This window comes from Bacteroides sp. NSJ-39 (assembly GCF_014287315.1).
Taxonomy (GTDB): Bacteria; Bacteroidota; Bacteroidia; order Bacteroidales; family Bacteroidaceae; genus Bacteroides; species Bacteroides finegoldii.
Genome location: NZ_JACOOB010000010.1, coordinates 35,744 through 53,288, shown reverse-complemented (window position 1 = coordinate 53,288; position 17,545 = coordinate 35,744). Strand labels below are relative to the sequence as shown.

At 45.5% G+C, this 17,545-nt stretch carries 15 protein-coding genes and 3 pseudogenes; 3 read left to right on the top strand and 15 right to left on the bottom strand.

Annotation, left to right across the window (positions count from 1 at the left end):
- The first annotated feature begins 15 nt into the window (after positions 1 to 15).
- The 3 genes and pseudogenes from H8S63_RS12660 to H8S63_RS20125 all read left to right on the top strand — a co-directional run bounded on the left by H8S63_RS12660 (position 16) and on the right by H8S63_RS20125 (position 2,454).
- Entirely contained in the window at positions 16 to 1,257 is a 1,242-nt protein-coding gene (locus H8S63_RS12660; protein ID WP_007757064.1) for a DUF4861 domain-containing protein, read from the top strand.
- A 267-nt stretch (positions 1,258 to 1,524) separates the two neighbouring features.
- Positions 1,525 to 1,650, top strand: a pseudogene (locus H8S63_RS20130) (AAA family ATPase); the annotation flags it as partial.
- 168 nt (positions 1,651 to 1,818) lie between these two features.
- Entirely contained in the window at positions 1,819 to 2,454 is a 636-nt protein-coding gene (locus H8S63_RS20125) for an ATP-binding protein (protein WP_229102234.1), read from the top strand.
- Between the two features lie 58 nt (positions 2,455 to 2,512).
- Here H8S63_RS20125 and H8S63_RS12650 read toward each other — a convergent pair whose 3' ends face one another.
- The 15 genes and pseudogenes from H8S63_RS12650 to H8S63_RS12585 all read right to left on the bottom strand — a co-directional run bounded on the left by H8S63_RS12650 (position 2,513) and on the right by H8S63_RS12585 (position 17,462).
- Positions 2,513 to 2,977 carry a lipocalin family protein gene (locus tag H8S63_RS12650; RefSeq protein ID WP_186926977.1) on the bottom strand — a complete coding sequence of 155 codons (465 nt, stop codon included), beginning with the start codon at positions 2,975 to 2,977 and terminating at the stop codon, positions 2,513 to 2,515.
- Positions 2,978 to 3,110: 133 nt separating this feature from the next.
- A complete protein-coding gene (locus H8S63_RS12645; protein ID WP_007757071.1) occupies positions 3,111 to 3,752 on the bottom strand; it encodes an outer membrane beta-barrel protein in 642 nt (213 codons plus the stop codon).
- A 20-nt stretch (positions 3,753 to 3,772) separates the two neighbouring features.
- The gene (locus H8S63_RS12640; RefSeq protein ID WP_255467656.1) at positions 3,773 to 4,261 is read right to left on the bottom strand and encodes a hypothetical protein; all 489 of its coding nucleotides are present in this window, start codon (positions 4,259 to 4,261) and stop codon (positions 3,773 to 3,775) included.
- Between the two features lie 108 nt (positions 4,262 to 4,369).
- Positions 4,370 to 4,603 (bottom strand): hypothetical protein, encoded by a 234-nt coding sequence (locus H8S63_RS12635; protein ID WP_032839901.1) that lies wholly within the window; start codon positions 4,601 to 4,603, stop codon positions 4,370 to 4,372.
- Between the two features lie 502 nt (positions 4,604 to 5,105).
- Complete coding sequence (locus tag H8S63_RS12630; protein ID WP_186926976.1) at positions 5,106 to 5,720, bottom strand: polysaccharide deacetylase family protein; 615 nt, start codon at positions 5,718 to 5,720, stop codon at positions 5,106 to 5,108.
- A 12-nt stretch (positions 5,721 to 5,732) separates the two neighbouring features.
- A pseudogene (locus H8S63_RS20365) lies at positions 5,733 to 7,139 on the bottom strand (hypothetical protein); the annotation flags it as partial.
- A gap of 201 nt (positions 7,140 to 7,340) precedes the next feature.
- A pseudogene (locus tag H8S63_RS20360) lies at positions 7,341 to 9,296 on the bottom strand (DUF2723 domain-containing protein); the annotation flags it as partial.
- Positions 9,297 to 9,413: 117 nt separating this feature from the next.
- Entirely contained in the window at positions 9,414 to 10,184 is a 771-nt protein-coding gene (locus H8S63_RS12620; protein ID WP_186926974.1) for a metal ABC transporter ATP-binding protein, read from the bottom strand.
- Between the two features lie 33 nt (positions 10,185 to 10,217).
- Positions 10,218 to 11,144 carry a metal ABC transporter solute-binding protein, Zn/Mn family gene (locus H8S63_RS12615; protein WP_007762762.1) on the bottom strand — a complete coding sequence of 309 codons (927 nt, stop codon included), beginning with the start codon at positions 11,142 to 11,144 and terminating at the stop codon, positions 10,218 to 10,220.
- A gap of 28 nt (positions 11,145 to 11,172) precedes the next feature.
- Complete coding sequence (gene mnmD, locus H8S63_RS12610) at positions 11,173 to 11,883, bottom strand: tRNA (5-methylaminomethyl-2-thiouridine)(34)-methyltransferase MnmD (RefSeq protein ID WP_186926973.1); 711 nt, start codon at positions 11,881 to 11,883, stop codon at positions 11,173 to 11,175.
- 40 nt (positions 11,884 to 11,923) lie between these two features.
- The gene (locus H8S63_RS12605; RefSeq protein WP_186926972.1) at positions 11,924 to 12,403 is read right to left on the bottom strand and encodes a YqaA family protein; all 480 of its coding nucleotides are present in this window, start codon (positions 12,401 to 12,403) and stop codon (positions 11,924 to 11,926) included.
- Positions 12,388 to 13,398: a hypothetical protein gene (locus tag H8S63_RS12600; protein ID WP_186926971.1), complete on the bottom strand. Its 1,011-nt coding sequence runs from the start codon at positions 13,396 to 13,398 to the stop codon at positions 12,388 to 12,390. Before H8S63_RS12600 ends, H8S63_RS12605 begins: the two co-directional genes overlap by 16 nt.
- A 7-nt stretch (positions 13,399 to 13,405) precedes the next feature.
- A complete protein-coding gene (purD, locus tag H8S63_RS12595; RefSeq protein ID WP_186926970.1) occupies positions 13,406 to 14,680 on the bottom strand; it encodes a phosphoribosylamine--glycine ligase in 1,275 nt (424 codons plus the stop codon).
- A 12-nt stretch (positions 14,681 to 14,692) separates the two neighbouring features.
- Positions 14,693 to 16,888 carry a DPP IV N-terminal domain-containing protein gene (locus H8S63_RS12590; protein WP_186926969.1) on the bottom strand — a complete coding sequence of 732 codons (2,196 nt, stop codon included), beginning with the start codon at positions 16,886 to 16,888 and terminating at the stop codon, positions 14,693 to 14,695.
- On the bottom strand, positions 16,881 to 17,462 hold the full coding sequence (locus tag H8S63_RS12585; RefSeq protein ID WP_186926968.1) for an ORF6N domain-containing protein: 582 nt from the start codon (positions 17,460 to 17,462) through the stop codon (positions 16,881 to 16,883). Before H8S63_RS12585 ends, H8S63_RS12590 begins: the two co-directional genes overlap by 8 nt.
- Between the last annotated feature and the right edge of the window lie 83 nt (positions 17,463 to 17,545).

Genomic DNA, 17,545 nt, shown 5'->3' with positions numbered 1-17,545 from the left:
CAATGTAGATTAATCATGAAGAAGATATTAATTCTGGTTGCTGCAGTCTTGATGGGAGTTGCTTCCTGTGCTGACAGCAAACAGGCAATGACGGTTACAGTGACCAATCCTTTGGCTTTAGAGCGTACAGGGGAGATGGTGGAAGTACCGATGAGCGATGTGGTTGCGAAGTTGAAACTGGCGGACACGGCACAGATTGTAGTGCTTGATGCGGACGGACAGCAGGTTCCCTATCAGGTGACATACGATGAAAAGGTTATTTTCCCGGCTACGGTGAAAGCTAATGGTACGGCCACTTATACCATTCAGCCGGGTGCTCCGGAAGCCTTTAATGTGATTGCTTGCGGTAAATATTACCCCGAGCGTCTTGATGACCTTGCTTGGGAGAATGACTTGGTAGGTTTCCGTGCGTATGGTCCTGCTTTGCAGGCAAGAAACGAGCGTGGATTCGGTTATGACCTTTTCACGAAGTATAATACTACCGAACCGATCTTGGAAGCTCTTTATGCCGAAGAACTTAATCCGGAGAAGCGTGCGAAGATTGCCGAACTGAAGAAAACGGACCCCAAGGCGGCTGCCGAACTTCAACGTGCCATCTCTTATCACGTTGATCATGGCTACGGAATGGATTGCTATGCGGTAGGTCCTACGCTAGGCTGCGGTACGTCGGCTTTGATGGAGGGTGATACGATTGTCTATCCTTACTGCTATCGTACACAGGAAATCCTTGATAATGGTCCGTTGCGTTTCACTGTGAAGCTGGAATTTAATCCGCTGGTGGTTCGTGGAGATTCCGGTGTAGTGGAAACGCGTGTAATTTCGCTGGATGCAGGCTCGTATTTGAACAAAGCGGTGATTTCGTACACCAATCTGAAAGAAACAATGCCTGTGGCTACAGGATTGGTTTTGCGCGAACCGGATGGAGTAACGATGGCGGACGCTGCGAATGGCTATATCACTTATGTCGATCCTACAACCGACCGTAGTGGTGGAAACGGCAAAATCTTTGTTGGTGCTGCGTTCCCTGCACAGGTGAAGGATGCTAAAGTGGTTCTTTTCCAAGAGAAGGAAAAGAAAGAACGTGGTGGGGCCGATGGTCACGTGCTGGCTGTCAGCGAATATGAACCGGGTTCGGAATATACTTATTACTGGGGATCTGCGTGGGATAAAGCTGCTATCAAGACGGCAGAAGCCTGGAATGAATATATGTCCCAATATGCACAGAAAGTACGCACACCGTTGACTGTGGCTTATTAAACTGTTTTTGGTATAAAATACCTTGTTTGTAGGCTGTTAATACTTGTCGTCTCGGGTATTAACAGCCTATATATTAAGTGTTAATACCTGAGACGACAGGTGTTGATACTCTATGCGGCATATTTTAATAGCCTGCACTTGAATGCAGATAATCTAGATGAAATACTTCAGGCTTATCGGGAACTCTATCCGGCAATTCCTCTGAAGGATGTATATATGTTCTTTGATGAAGTACAGATGGCGGATGATTAGCAACCTTTTGTAAGGAGAGTATACGAGCAGGAATGCAGACATATCTTCCTTACCGGAAGTAACTCTCGAATGCTTTCCTCCGAATTGGCTACCTCTTTGCGTGGCCGGACATTGCAATACGAAGAATTCCCGTTATCATTCAATGAATTTTGTAACTTTACCGATATCAATACAAACTATTATGTGCCTGAGAATCGAGCCAAGCTTGTGAATGCGTTTAAGACGTATTTGCATGGAGGAGGTTTTCCGGAAGTTGTATTGGCGGCTCCACTGTATAAAGACAGGATTTTGCAGGAATATTTCTTTGTAATGCTTTACAAAGATCTTGTAGAGAGATATGAAATAAAGAATCCGGAACCGATACGTTATTTTATAAAGCGCGTGATGTCGAATCTGGCTAAGCCTACTTCTATCAATCGTATTTACAATGAATTGAAGTCGCAGGGAGTCAGCATTGGGAAGAATACGCTTTATGATGTGATTGTGCAGACAGAATCTGTCTACCTTTTCTTCTCCCTGACGAAATATGAGCCATCTCTGGTGAAAGAGAGCACAGGAGATAAGAAATATTATTGCATTGATAATGGTTTGCGCTCCGTCCTCTTAAATCCGCATAGTGAAGATAATGGAAAGCTTTTGGAGAATGCGGTCTTTCTTCATTTGCGGCGGAACCTGCGAATCCAAGAGGAGTTGCATTATTATAAGGGGAAGAAAGAGTGTGATTTTGTAGTTGTTGAATATGATAAAGTGACGCGATTGATTCAGGTAAGTTACCAAATTGGGGATGAGGAGACCCGTAAACGGGAAGTTGATGGTTTGTTGGAAGCAGCCCAAGCGACAGGTTGCCGGGAACTGACTATCGTTACGATGGAAGCAGAAGCCGAATGGAAAGAACAAGATATGTCTATTCATGTGGTACCCGCCTGGAAATGGATGCTTAGTTGAGGGTTCCGATTCATATCGGCGCCCTCAACTTATGTGAAATATATTTTGGGTACATTGCTTATTGAGCGATTTTCTTCAGAGTCTCTTTTTCGTATAATTCCCATCCGGTTTCTTTCCAATGATATTCCCATACAAGTTTGTCAGCGGATATCTCTACAATTTTCATAATATCCGGATCCTCATAATCGTATCCACCGTCATTCGGATAATAGAAGATAAGATGGACAGAGCCGTTTTTTAACTCCCATTTACCGGTTTCGCTAGGGTTACTGCTTCCTTTGGAGTAACTATTGAAGGTCATATCAGATTTCAGTTCATATCGTCTGCCGACATAGTATGATGGATTGTCCTCTTCGCGTTCGCCATCTTCTATTTCATATCCGCTATGTTCGACGACTTCCCACATTCCTACTAATTCATCTACTGATCCGATGGAGTCTTCGTCATCGTCGCCACAAGAATACATACTGAATGATAATAATACTACGGCTACGCAAGTAACCAGTTTCCATAATGTTTTCATATTAATTTGTTTTGAGTGATTTGAAAAAACAGCATTCAAGTCTCTTCTTACGGAGAGAGGAGAATATGAATGCTGGATAAAAATGATATTGAAAGGTTTGATTTTACTCTTCTTATAATCTTGTTGGCAGAGTTTAGAATGCTACACCTAACCGAATCAGTACATTGCTTGTATTTGATTCCCAAGTTTTGATAAATCCGCGTTGATAGGTAATGTCGAAATTGAAACGGTCGTACCATATGCCTACGCCGATATTCATTCCTGCGTCAAAACGTTTCCAGTCATCCCAATCTCCAATTTTCACGGTAGTTTCTTCTGTTTTACCATTATAGTCTTCTTTTTCGGTGATTTTTCCTAAATAGTCACAACTTACATAGGCTCCGAGATGTGCGTCCAGTGCAATATTATTTGTGATGTTGTACTTATATCCGAATGTAAACGGAGAAATTTGTACGTTGTGTGCTATTTGGCTGATTTCGTAATCATCTTCAGAGTATCCCCAACCACGAGAGCCAAGGCCGAATTCCATCCCCCAATAGGTTCCTATGCTTCCCATCGGTTTCTGAAAGCCATATATGAAGTTGTAACCAAGTTTGCTACCGCTTTCATCATCGTCTCCTGTCATTTTCATAACGTTTAAGCCACCGCGTAAGAACCACTGCTTGTTGGACTGTTGTTTTTCTGTTCTTACAATGGAACTTCTGGATGATACGATCTGTGCCTGTGTGCCTACACATAAGAGAAGTGCGGCTACGATTGATAATACTTTTTTCATTGTTTCTTATGTTTTAATAGTTAATTATTGGTTTTTACGACCGGTGCTATTACCCCTTTCTCATCGGTAGGAGCGAGTTTCTTTATCCTTATCCATTCATAATCGTCCTTAGTAGCGGTGTACCATTTACTAAAAACGGCAGGGAAGCCTACCACCGTTACTGTGTAGCCTCCTTCATCGTTAGTCTCCACTTTATAGGTGGCTGCCATGATAACGTCGCTACCGGCATCTTCGTTAGCCTTATAAGTAGCCCATGAACGGACATTGCCCAAGTCTCCTTTCAATCCGATTTCTACTTCTTCACGTGTGAATTTATAGGTGAATACTTGTCGTTTGGGAGTCTCTCCTCCCAGCAGCCTGACTTCCGCCACTACAGGTTTTACACATACTTCGCTTACTGCATCACCTGCACGCGATTGTGCGTCACGAAACTGAAATGTAGACTTTTGAGCATAGCTCTCCAATGTACAACCGAGAATCAATGCAATTAATAGAATTAGTTTTTTCATCTTCATCATTCTGTATTCTGTGAGTTTTGTTAATATGTCGCAAAGGTATGTGAAAGGAACATAAGAAAGGGGAAACAGGTAGTTCCTAAAGGGTGACAAATATGTCGCCTATTTGGAAACAGTATTCGTAGGAGGGATGAGGTTGATTGTATCGGACAAATCTCTGAAGAAGTCGTGATTGAGGATGCAGGATATACGCCAAAGCAGTTGGATATCAATATTCTCTTTGTGGAATATTTTATAGACATTGGGACGGGTACAACACAATTGGGCAGCGAACCAAGTGACGCTGCGTCCTTGGTCGTGAAGAATACGTTCGATAAGCTGTCCTGCATGAATCATATCCATACAACGCTGTGTGTTTCGCCCAGATTCCCGTAGGTGAACTAATTTTGGTAAATGTAACTTTGGAAGAATATATATAGAAAAGGCGCGGGAATCTTACCTTCGTCCGTTCCGTGTTCAAGGCCTTCGCAATGCCAGCTACCGGGAACGAACAACGCAGAAAGCCCACGCCGATATGTACAACACCCGCAGCCTCTCTTTGTTTCTCAAAGTGAGGCACGGATGTATATAAGCACACATCAGGAGGACGTCTTCGTTGCAGCTCGTCATTCCGGTAGAACGAAATTTGCGAAGTTTTGAACACCAATGACAAACGCTTGTAAACGTCTTCTCAATATAAAAACGGCTCCCCCTCACCACCCGAAGGCTTTCTGCGGAAGAGTCCGTTGCAAATGTAAATAAAAAAATGAGATTATGATAGGGTAGGAGGGAATATATGCTTTGAATTATACGATTTATGTAATTCAAAGCATATAATCAGAGTCATTTATGAGATATCCTAGAATACTTTAAACTCGTATCCTTCTGCCTTTAGGAATTCGATGGCACGGGGTAGGGCATATTGCAAATTCCCGTTGTTCCAAGATTTCAGTGAATCGTGGAAGGTAATGATAGAGCCGTTACGTACATAGCGTTTCACGTTGTCCAATACCTGTTCGGGACGCATACATTTACTGTAATCGCGGGTTACGAGATCCCACATGATGATGCGATAGTGGTGGCGAAGCGTATAGTACTGCCGGAAACCCATATGCCCGTGTGGCGGACGGAATAGGTCTGAATGGATAATCTCGTCTACTTTCTTGGCATTTGCCAGATAGTCCGGATTGGAATACTCAAATCCGCGAATATGGTTGAATGTGTGGTTGCCGATGCGGTGTCCGCGCTCTACTACCATTCGATATTCATCCGGGTGCTTGCGTATATTGTCGCCTACCATGAAAAAGGTAGCTTTGATGTGGTGTTTTTCCAATAAATCCAATATCCAAGGAGTAACCTCCGGGATGGGTCCGTCATCGAAAGTCAGATAGACTGCCCGTACGTTCGGATCCATCCGGAAGATTGCTTGTGGATACAACGCCCGGAAAAACCAAGGTGGTTGTTCTATAAACATTGTACTAAATTACTATTTCCCTTTCATTCTCGTCACATACTCGTTGTATAATTGGTCGAGTTGCTCGGAGTAATGTTTTGCGAGTTCTTCTGATTTGTATTTCTCCATTAAGCGAATTTCCGCGTCAAGCAAGCTTGCGTTATATACGAAATTCTCTCCGGCAATGGCAAGCTGGCTATCGTTCAGACTGAGATACCAGATCATATATTCGAGTGACTTGTTGGCAAGGTCGTCAATGATCTTGTTGGCCTTCTCGTTCTGACCTAATTGATAGTAAGATTCTGCCATTTGGAAAGCACCGTTTGCCCAGTCATACGGCACGTTGTAAGCCGGAATCACCTTCTCTGCATAGTCGAGCGCAGCGAGTGCCTTATCTTTCTTGCCCTCTTTGATGAGCTGCCCTACGAGTTGCGTGAAGATGCGACGATGTGTGTAGCACATACGCATCACGTTCTCGTCGATGTATATGCCCGGCTGGTCGATGCCACCGAACTTGAACTTTTTCATCAGGTTGTTGTACATCTTTTCGCTGTCAATCTTGCTGTCCAGCTTTTCCGTATCGAACGGAGTGAAGCGGTAAGCGAGACCTTCCTGCGTGAAGTGATTGCCCATGCCCAAATGGTTCTCTCCGCCTACGGTGATTGCCATATAGATAGGACGTTCCCAGTTGGCGTTAGCGAGCATTTCGAGCATCATCAGTTCACTCTTGTAGAGCGCACGTTTCGGGCTTCCGTTGGCGTCTCTGAGGGTGATCGTCATATATTCGGGGATAGAGTCGCCCAAAGCTTCCGGTATCTTCATGCCGGAGCGGCGTACAGCTTCTTCGTCTATCTTCATCACGATACTGTCTGTTGGAATCAGCGGGAGCTGTATATCCTTTCCGGTCTTTTTGAGAAGCTCCTTCAGCTGGTCGTTCTTGCCGAGCATCCAGCGGTTGATGATTTCCTTCAGTTCATAAGGGTTCTCACCGAAGATGGAGTGTACGAGCGATAATATGGTCGTATCTCCTTTGGCAGCCAATTCGTTAGCTTGCTTGAAGTAACTGTCGATGAAGGCTTTCATTTCCGGGCGTACCGGGATATATTCATTTTGTCCTTCCACATACTCCACACGGTCCCAAGTGATAGGGAGCGATGGAGAATCGTATGCCGGACGCTTCATCTGGTCGATGTACCAATCCGTTTGCAGGTAGCTTAGGTTGCAGGTACGGGCATCTGTGCGGAAGCCTTCTGTTTCCTGATTGTACCACAAGGGGAAGGTATCGTTATCACCGTTCGTGTAGATGATCGGGTTGCCTTTTTCCTGCAGAGTCATCAGGTAGTTCTGTCCGAAGTCACGTGCCACGAAACGGCCGCTACGGTCGTGATCATCCCACGTCTGGCTTGCCATTTGTATGGGGACAAGCAAACAGATGATGGAAAGGATGCACGCCATTGCCGCAGACGGTTTGTACGGGACGTAAGTTTCGTATAGCGAGTCGAGCTTATATTGCAGCTCGGCCTCTTCTTCTTCCGTGATAAACTTCGCTCTTTTCTCTTCCAGCGTTTTTCTAATCTTCTCGGCTTCTTCTTCCGTAGCTCCTGCGATGAGGCGTTGTTCGGGTTTCATTCTTGAGCACCACTGAATCAGTCCTGCCACTCCCATACCGACCCAGATGGCGAAAGCATAGAACGAACCGGCATACGCATAGTCGCGTTCACGAGGCTGTGCGGGTGTCTGGTTGAGGTAGAGCACGATGGCGATACCTGTCATGAAGAACAGGAAGAATACTACCCAGAATTGCTGGATACCACGCTGGTTGCGGTAAGCCTGCCAGAAGAGTCCGATCAATCCGAGAATCAACGGCAGACAGTAGAATACATTGTGCCCTTTGTTGTCCTTGAGATCTTGCGGAAGCAATTCCTGGTTGCCTACAAGTATGTTATCTATGAACGGGATACCGGTGATCCAGTTGCCGTGTTCTATCTCCCCGCTACCCTGTATGTCATTCTGCCGTCCGGCAAAGTTCCACATGAAATAACGCCAGTACATGAAGTTCAACTGGTAGGTGAAGAAGAATTTGATATTTTCCCACTGGGTAGGCATATTTACCATTACCATTTCCCCGCATTGGTCGTATGGCACATCGTGGCCTTTCACGTCCACCCATTGCTTGTAAAGCTGGGCGTGTGAGGAACTGTACATACGTGGGAAAAGCATATTCTGCGCATATTCGTACTCGATACGTCCCGGAAGTTCGATGTAAGAGTCTTTCTCGTCGGGAGAAGTCTTCTCTTTGCGGACATACTTGCTGCCCGTTTCTGACTGGCGAGGGATGCAATAGCCGTCTTTTACGTCAAGCGCTACTTTTGAAGAGAAAGCAGGACCGTAGAAAAGCGGACGTGTCCCGTATTGCTCACGGCCGAGATATTCGCCTAGCGTGAAGATGTCTTCCGGCGAGTTCTGATCCATCGGAGTGTTGGCGGTGGAACGGATGACAATCAGCGCGTATGAAGAATATCCGATTACGATCATCATGGTGCACAGCATGGCTGTATTCATGGTACGTGCGGAAATACGCCATTTCTCTTTGATTTTAGCCTGTACGTTCGGAGCAAGATAAATGCCCAAAGCGGCAATAACCAGAATACCGATAACGATACTGCTTGGACCATGACCGTAGAACGGGATACCCAGCAAGGCAATCGTCAAGATGAATGAAATAGCCATGCGTGTCTTGTTCTTTTCGGTGTAGCTTTCGTATACTCCCCAGATCAAGGCGGCTGCAAGCAGGACGATATAAACTACAACGCCGGAATTGAACGACATTCCGAGTCCGTTGACAAACAGCAGTTCGAACCAGCCGCCTACTTTCACAATACCCGGCACAATGCCGTAGAGCACGGCGGCTACCAATACGCCTGAACCGAGTAGGGCTATCAAAGAGCCTTTTGCAGTAGCGTTCGGAGTTTTCTTGTAGTAGTATACCAGTACGATGGCAGGCAGACAGAGCAGGTTCAGCAAGTGTACGCCGATACTTAAGCCGGTCAGATAAGCGATCAGGATAATCCAGCGGTCGCTGTGCGGTTGGTCGGCCACGTCTTCCCATTTCAAAATCAGCCAGAAAACGACTGCGGTGAACAGGGAGGAGAAAGCGTATACTTCACCTTCTACGGCGGAGAACCAGAATGTGTCGCTGAATGTATATACCAGTGCACCGACCAGCCCGCTGCCCATAATGGTGATAAGCTGCCCTTTGGTAATGTTGTTCTCGTCGGTGATGATAAGCTTGCGAACCAGATGGGTAATACTCCAGAAAAGGAACAGGATACAGGCACCGCTCATCAGGGCGCTCATGTAGTTCACCATTTTCGCAACTGTCGTTACGTCAGAAGCGAACTGTGTAAAAAGATTCGCCATCAGCATGAAGAAAGGTGCACCGGGCGGGTGTCCGACTTCCAATTTATAGCCGGTAGTTATAAACTCAGGGCAATCCCAGAAACTTGCGGTCGGTTCTATCGTCATGCAGTAGACTGTTGCCGCAATGATGAATGTAAGCCAACCCATGAGGTTGTTTACGGTTCTGTACTGTTTCATTAGCACTATGGTAGTTTATTCGTTAAAAACAGGTTATGCGGTCGCAAAGATAGTGATTTAACTGCATAATGCAGAAGAAAGTAAGATTTATTAAGTATAAGGGAAACTCTTTGATAGTTAATGATGGTGATGATGCTCTCCTAAAACCCGGTGAGGCAATGTGCCGTGTCCCAATAGCTCGATAGGGCAGTTGAAGTTTCTTTCCAGCCATTCCGTAGTAACGCCTGTATCCGGATGGTAATCCAATGTTTCGTTGACACAAGCGATGGATTTTACCTGTTGCAGCACGGTGCCGATGTCGTGGCTGACAAGGATGATGGCGCACTCTTTATTGATTTCGGCCAGTAGCTCATAAAGACGCGCTTCGAAACGTTTGTCGATATACGTGCTGGGTTCATCGAGAATCAATACCGCAGGGTCGGAGATAATAGCCCGTCCCAGCAAGGCACGTTGCAGTTGTCCGCCGCTTAATTGTCCGATAGAACGGTGTTCTAGCCCTTCCAGTCCCATACGGGAGATAATCTGTTTGCCTTTCTCTTTCTGTTCGGAAGTGAATCGGGAGGTGAGAGACTTTTGTATGCTCAATCCTGACAGGATCACTTCTTCCACCGAAATAGGAAATTTTTTGTCTATGGTGCTGTACTGGGGAAGATAGCCGAGTGAGGGCTGAATATCAGACCCTTTTGTGGCAGGGATGTGTAAAATAATCTCTCCCCCTGTCGGTTTCAGCAGACCGAGGATACACTTGATAAGTGTTGTCTTACCACCTCCGTTGGGACCGATAATACCTAAGAAATCACGTTCGTAGACGTTCAGATTGACGTCATGGAGAACAGTGCGGCCGTCATATCCGGCGGATAGGTTCTTTATTTCGATGATTGGTTTCATTGCTTGAAATGGCTAGGCGGGTTCTTGATTCTTCTATTTTGCTTCAGCTTGCGGAGCAAGTGCTTGGGCTACGTTCAGCATTTCTTCTTCCCAATCATAGCTTAACGGATTGATGGGGACAACTTTCGTTCCGGTTTGCTGCGCGATGGTTTCCGCATTGCGCTTGTCAAACTCCGGTTGTACAAAGATGACCTGTACGTTTTCTGCCCGACATAGATCTATTAATTCCTTCAAATGAGCAGGAGAGGGTTCTTTTCCTCCTTCTTCGATAGAAATCTGGTGCAGTCCGTAGTCGCGGGCGAAGTAGGAGAGAGCCGGATGATAGATCATAAAGGCTTTGGCTGCCTCCGGTGAAGAAAGTTGTTGGCGAATCAGGCTGTCGGTATGTTGTATACGTTGGCAGAGAGAGTCGTAGCGAGCCATATAATAGGCGTCATTGGCCTTATCCAATTGGCTGAGGGCTTTATAGGTATTTCCCGCAATAATTAATGCATTGGCGGTAGAATTCCATATATGCGGTTCTACAGCATGGATATGGCCGTCGTGGGGGCTATGTCCGTTTCCATGTCCGTGGTCGTTATTGTTCAAGATAAGGTCGATTCCTTTGGAAGTATCGAATACCTGAATATGGGGCGTATTGTTCATCAAGCGGTCCATCCAGGTTTGCTCGAAGCCGATATATCCGATGCGGAAGTAGGCTTTGCTATCCCCTAAAGAAACAAGTTGCTGGGGAACCGGATCGTATGTTTCCGGGCTGGAACCTTTGGGAACCATGCTGACTACTTTGAACTTATCTCCCGCAATGGCTTCGGTGAAGTAACGTTGAGGCTCCAACGTAACCGTAATTACAGGTTTCTCTTCATTACTGTTGGTTTGGGACGGGCGTCCGGCACAGGCTGCCAATAATAGGCAGACACTTCCCAAGAATAGGTTTCTTATATCTTTTAGTTGTTTCTTCATTGGTCTTTCTATTTCGTGATTTTCTATCTTATTTCTCGTTTCTTGTTTTTCGGGCGCGTAATATCTCCCGTTTTCCTCCCGGAGGTCCCGGAAGGCGTTCTACTGTGAATCCGGCTGTTTGTAACATTCTCCGGACAACCCCTTTGGCACAATAGGTAGTCAGGATTCCGCCTTCGTCTAATAAAACGTGAAGACAGTTGAATAGTTCTTGAGACCACATTTCCGGTTGCTTTTCGGGGGCGAAAGCGTCGAAGTAAACCAAATCGAATTGGAAGTTGAAAGTGCTTTCAACTTCCAATTGATTTGCGTCCTTTTCCATTTTCCGCAGGGTGAAATGGGGAGTGAGTTGTACGTCTTCTTGCCAGGGAGATGTGTGGAGTTGTTTGAATAGCTCGATGGATGGTTGCAGTTCACCGTTTACCAATAATTGTTCGTCATTGCGGACATATCCGAGCTCTTCCACTGTCTGCCATTCCAAAGGATATAATTCCAATCCGGTGTAATGTATATGCCGGCCGCTCTGTTCGGCCTCTTCGAGGGTGAGCCATGCGTTTAATCCGGTGCCGAAACCTACCTCAAGAATACGTGGGGCGGTGGAAGCAGAAGCCTTCAGTCCCATCTCAATAAAAATATGTTGAGATTCCGTGCGTGCTCCTTTCGTCGAATGATAATGTTCATTCAATTCCGGAACAAACAGGGTAGCGCTCCCATCATCGGTTTTCTCAATAATTCTTTTCATCACTCACTCTAATGTTTTGTTATCTAATATTCTTACATTCTTATGTTGCCACTGCATCCCATGCGCTTTCGAGCACATATAGGAGAAGGATATAACGTATTAGTTTGCCGAGAAACATAGAACCTACCGTAATCCATGTGTTGCTCCGCATAAATCCCAGTGCGATGGCAATCACTTCCCCTATGGCGGGGAGGAAGGCGAAGAATGCCATCATGGCTCCTTTCCCTTGCAGGAAGTTTACCATCTTGTCTACTTTTTCTTTCTTTACCTTGAAATATTTCTCAATCCAGGCGATTTTGCCTAAGCGTCCCATGTAATAACATGTCATTCCTCCGGCGGTATTCCCCAAAGTGGCGGAAAACAGACAGGCGATAGGAGGCAAGCCAAGCTTGATTAAGGCTACCAATACCAGTTCGGAACTGAAAGGCACGATGCTCCCCGCCAATAAAGCCGAGATAAATAATCCCGGAAGTCCCCATTCTATGAGGAGTTGTATCGCTGAGTCTATAAAAGCGTCCATATATTGAATGCGAATAAAAGGGTGAGACTGACTAAGGAAATGATGAAAAATACATTCGAACTTTTGCTGTTGGTCAGTACAAAAAAGTGTCCTATCAGAATACTGTTGCTAATCATAAGCAATGGCAACAGGTCATTGCAGTAATTCGGTTGGATGGCTATCAGCAGGAAGAGGAAGATGGTCAAGTCTATCAGGAATTGCAGATAGGCGCGTGTGCGTATCTTATCTTCAAATCCCGCAGCGATGCAATGAACCGCACTGACAATAAACAGCACAAGCAGATATCCCAATATCGCCAGTTCCCAAGACTGAAGGGTCTGTAGGTGGAAAGCTTCTCCGAAAGTTGACAGCTCGATAAAAGGACGGTAGAACAGGTCCATCTCATTGTAGAAGAATGCGTGTCCGAACAGAAACCAGTAAGGCAACATCCAGCCGAGCAGTGCCCCGCAGAAACTGCGTAGGGTGAGAGATTGGAAACGATAAGCCTCAAGTATCCAAAGTACCGAAAAAACAGTTAGTTGGGGAAAAATGATACTTCCCATTCCGATAAAGAGGAAGGAATAAAAAAGGTAACCCGCCGCGTGTGATTGCTGGTAGCTTCTGAACAGGAAATAGATGGATATCAGAGAAGCCAAAGCGGCAATATCTCCCGCATATAGCAGATGCATCTCCGGACAGACGGTGACAAACAGGAAGTAAATGGCTGTCTGCATGGAAGCCCTCATACGGATAATGCCGAACTGATTGTTCAGTTCTATTAAGAAATAGCCGATAATGGCGTAGATTAGAAAGCTGACGATCTGTTCCGCCCAGCCCGGAAGCAGGAAGCTCTGTATGGATTGCCAGAAGAAAGGCTGGTTGCCCTGTGTGGGGATGGATGCGAGTTGGGGAAATAAAAAGGAGGTCGACACCCAGCAAAGAGTGCAGATAAGGGTAACGGCAGGCAGGGTGAACCGTCCTGCCGTTACTTGATTCTGTAACCTTTTATTTCTCATTCGTCTGTTATAAATCGAATCCGATATCGCGGCGGAAGTACTTCTTGTCGAAGTTGATCATATCCGCCACCTTATAGCTCTGCGCCAATGCTTCTTCTTTGGTTGCACCGTAAGAGCAAACGGCGATGACACGTCCTCCGTTTGTCACTACCTGCCCGTCTTTCATTGCTGTTCCGGCATGGAAGATGATACTGTCCGTAGCGGCAGCTTGTTCCAGTCCGCTGATGGGAAATCCTTTTTCGTAGGCTTCCGGGTATCCGCCACTGACGAGAATGACACAACCGGCTGAACGTGGATCCATAACCAATGTCTTTTCGTTCAGATTGCCTGCGGCAGTGCCTTCAAGCAGTTCGACGAGATCACTTTGGATACGGAGCATGACGCTTTCTGTTTCCGGATCGCCCATACGGACGTTGTATTCGATAACCATCGGCTCGCCTTTTACGTTGATAAGTCCGAGGAAGATGAAACCTTTGTAGGTGATGTTTTCTTCTTTCAGTCCGTTGATTGTCGGTTCGATAATACGTGTGCGTACTTTTTCCATGAACACTTCATCGGCGAACGGAACGGGGGTTACACTGCCCATACCGCCTGTATTCAGTCCTTTATCGCCTTCGCCGATACGTTTGTAGTCTTTGGCAACGGGGAGGACCTTGTAGTTTTCTCCATCTGTCAGTACGAACACGGAGCACTCGATACCACTTAGGAATTCTTCGATGACAACAGTTGCAGATGCAGAACCGAACATACCACCGAGCATTTCTTTCAGTTCTTTCTTCGCTTCATCCAGAGTAGGAAGGATAAGAACACCTTTTCCGGCACAAAGTCCGTCGGCTTTCAGTACGTAAGGAGCTTCCAGTGTTTCGAGGAAGGCCAGACCTTCTTCGATGTTGGTGGAAGTAATGCTCTTATAACGGGCTGTCGGGATATGATGACGCATCATAAAGCCTTTTGCAAATTCCTTGCTTCCTTCCAGCTGTGCTCCCTGTGCGGAAGGACCGATAACGGCAATATGTTTTAACTCCGGCCGATTCTGGAAATAGTCATAGATTCCTTCTACCAACGGATCTTCTGGACCCACTACTACCATTTCGATGTTTTCTTTCAAGGCGAAAGTACTGATAGCGTCAAAATCAGTTGCTTTGATATTGACATTCTCACCTACGGCAGTTGTTCCGGCATTACCCGGTGCAATGTATAGTTTTTCAACTTTCGGACTTTGGGCTATTTTCCATGCAAGTGCATGTTCGCGGCCGCCCGAGCCTAGTAATAATATCTTCATAATGAGTTGGTATTATAGATGTTCTTCAAAATATCGGGTAATTTTCTCGTGCAGATGTACGCGGTCACGGCCCATTACGTTGTGTTTATGGCACGGATAAATGAACAGGTCGGGATAAGTGCGTGCATCTACGCAGGCTTTCATGAACGATAGGGTGTGCTGCGGCACACAGGTGTCATCATGATCGTCGTGGATAATCAACAGATGGCCTTTCAGCTGTCCGGCTAAGTTCTTCAAATTACACTCCTTGTAGCCTTCCGGATTCGTTTCGGGTGTATCCATATAGCGTTCGCCGTACATTATTTCGTAGTACCCCCAGTCTATCACAGGACCTCCGGCAACACCTACTTTGAATATTTCCGGATAGCGGAGAAGCAGGGCAGTAGTCATGTGTCCTCCGAAACTCCATCCATGTACACCGATACGCTCACTGTCCACGTAAGGCAGGGATTTCAGATATTCTATACCTTTTACTTGGTCTTTGCCTTCTTCCACACCGAGACGACGGAAAGTGGCGTTCTCAAATGCTAGTCCACGGTTACTGCTGCCACGATTGTCGATGGTGAACATGATATAACCTTTATTTGCCATATAAGTATCCCACCCGCGTGCACCGTTCTGCCATCCTCCGGTGACACATTGTGCATGAGGACCTCCGTAGACATAGACGATGACCGGGTATTTCTTGCTTGAATCGAAGTCTGCCGGTTTCATGATTCGGAAATGCAGGTCGGTAGTGCCATCGGCTGCTTTGATTGTTCCGGTTTCGATACTTGGCATTTGGTAACCTTCGTAAGGACTTTTGGCGGTTAGCAGATTGACGGTTTCTTTGAACTTCTTTGTGTCTACCAGATTGATAATGCGGGGTTGGTCTTTGGTCGAATAACGGTCGATAAGATATGTGCCGGATGCATTGAGCAGTCCGTTATGTTCGCTTTCTTGAGAGGTACTGAATGGCTGATTCATCTTTCCGTTGGCGGTGTTAACGGCGAAATGTCCGCTCTTCAACCCCTCTATGGCAGTGAAGATGATATCTTTGCGTTTGGCATTGAATCCCAGAATCTCACTTACCAACCAATCTCCTTTAGTTAGTTGTTTTACCTTACAGTATTGACGGTATGTGCCACCGTTGGCAGAAGTATGTGTTTCGGGATATATCTTGGTGCGTGTATCGAAGAGATAAAGGTGGTTGTAGCCATCCCGCTGACTTTGGTAGATGAACTTGGTGTCATCCCATGGCAAGAATACGATTGGATTTTGCGGTTCGACGTATTTGGGATGTGTCTCTTCATATAAAGTCTGCATCAGCTCACCTGTCTCTGCATTATATTGGCAGAGTTTGGCATGGTTCTGATCGCGGTTTACCTCTATGAGATAAAGACTTTTTTCGTCCGGTGCCCAACTGATATTGGTGAAATAACGATTGGTGGGATCGCCTGTATTCAAGTAAATGCTTTTATCGGTAGAAGGGTTATAAATACCGACTTGTACCTTGTGGCTGGTCATTCCGGCCATCGGATAACGTATGTTATTTACTTCTCCTACACGTGCTGTGATGTCTACAAGCGGATATTGAGTCACCATACTTTCGTCCATGCGGTAGAAAGCGAGCAAATTGCCTTTCGGACTCCAGAAGGTTCCTTTGTTGATACCGAATTCGTTGCGGTGCACAGATTGTCCGCAAACGATACCTTCGGGTTCGTTGGTGATTTGTCGTCCGTTGACATACAGATTGTTTTTTACGGTATAGGCGAGATTCTTATTGATAGCATAGTCATAGTTGGCAGATGGTTCTTTGGGCAGGTCATCTCTGCCGATAACTTCTCCCTTCTTCCAATTGTAAACAGCATAGCGGACGTTTCTAGGTAGCAATACTTCCGTTTTGTCATCCCAGAGGAACTGGAGGTCGTAAAGATGAGATAACTTTGGGTATCCGGCAGATGCCAGTGCTTTGTTTACTTGTTCACGGGTGAACAGGACTTCTTCTTTTCCTGTTTGGGGTTGAACCGAATAAAGAGTGTCGATGCCCGGTTTGATGCATTCGTCACCCCACCATTGCAGTCCGTACAGGTTTTCTGCATAAAGGTAACTCTCGCCGCCTGGAATCAGTTCTTCCAGCGTCGGCTTTTTGGTTTCTTGTGCCATAACATTGAATCCGATTGGTAGTGCCAACAATAACAGAATAGCTCTTTTTCCAATTTTACTCATTGCTCTTTTCTTTATTATTTGTTTTAAATCCTTCTATTTTTACTCTGTCCAAAGGAGTCTGCTTTGATTGGATAATTGCACTTATTTTTGCAAAGGCATTAAATAGGTCGTCAAATTGTTTTTTGTAGCTTTCTCTATCAGAAGTGATATCTTCTTCGAGGTATTCGATGCGTTGTTTTAATTCTTCCAATTCTTTTGGGGGAACACTAGATAGAAGATATTGGCGCATACGTACAAAAGCGCGAATAATATTGATATTCACTTCCACAGCGGTCTTGGATTTGAGGACGCTAGATAACATGACTATACCATACTCAGTAAATGCAAATGGAAGATATTTGATGTTATGTCCTTGTCCAGTTTTCAAGGTCGCAAATTGCGACCTTGAAAACTGGACTTCTTCTTTTGTTAGCTCGAACATAAATTCAACAGGAAAGCGCTCGATATTACGACGCACTTGTTCCTTGAGACGTTTAGTCTCAACTCCATACATTTCTGCTAAATCAAAGTCAAGCATAACCTTTTGCCCTCTGATTTCGTATATTTTGTTTTCTATAATGGCTATATCATCCATTTTTGACTGATTCCGATTTTCGGGTGAACATTAGAGCTATGATGTAAACTTGAAATTCCAATTTGGAACTTCAAGTTTTTAAT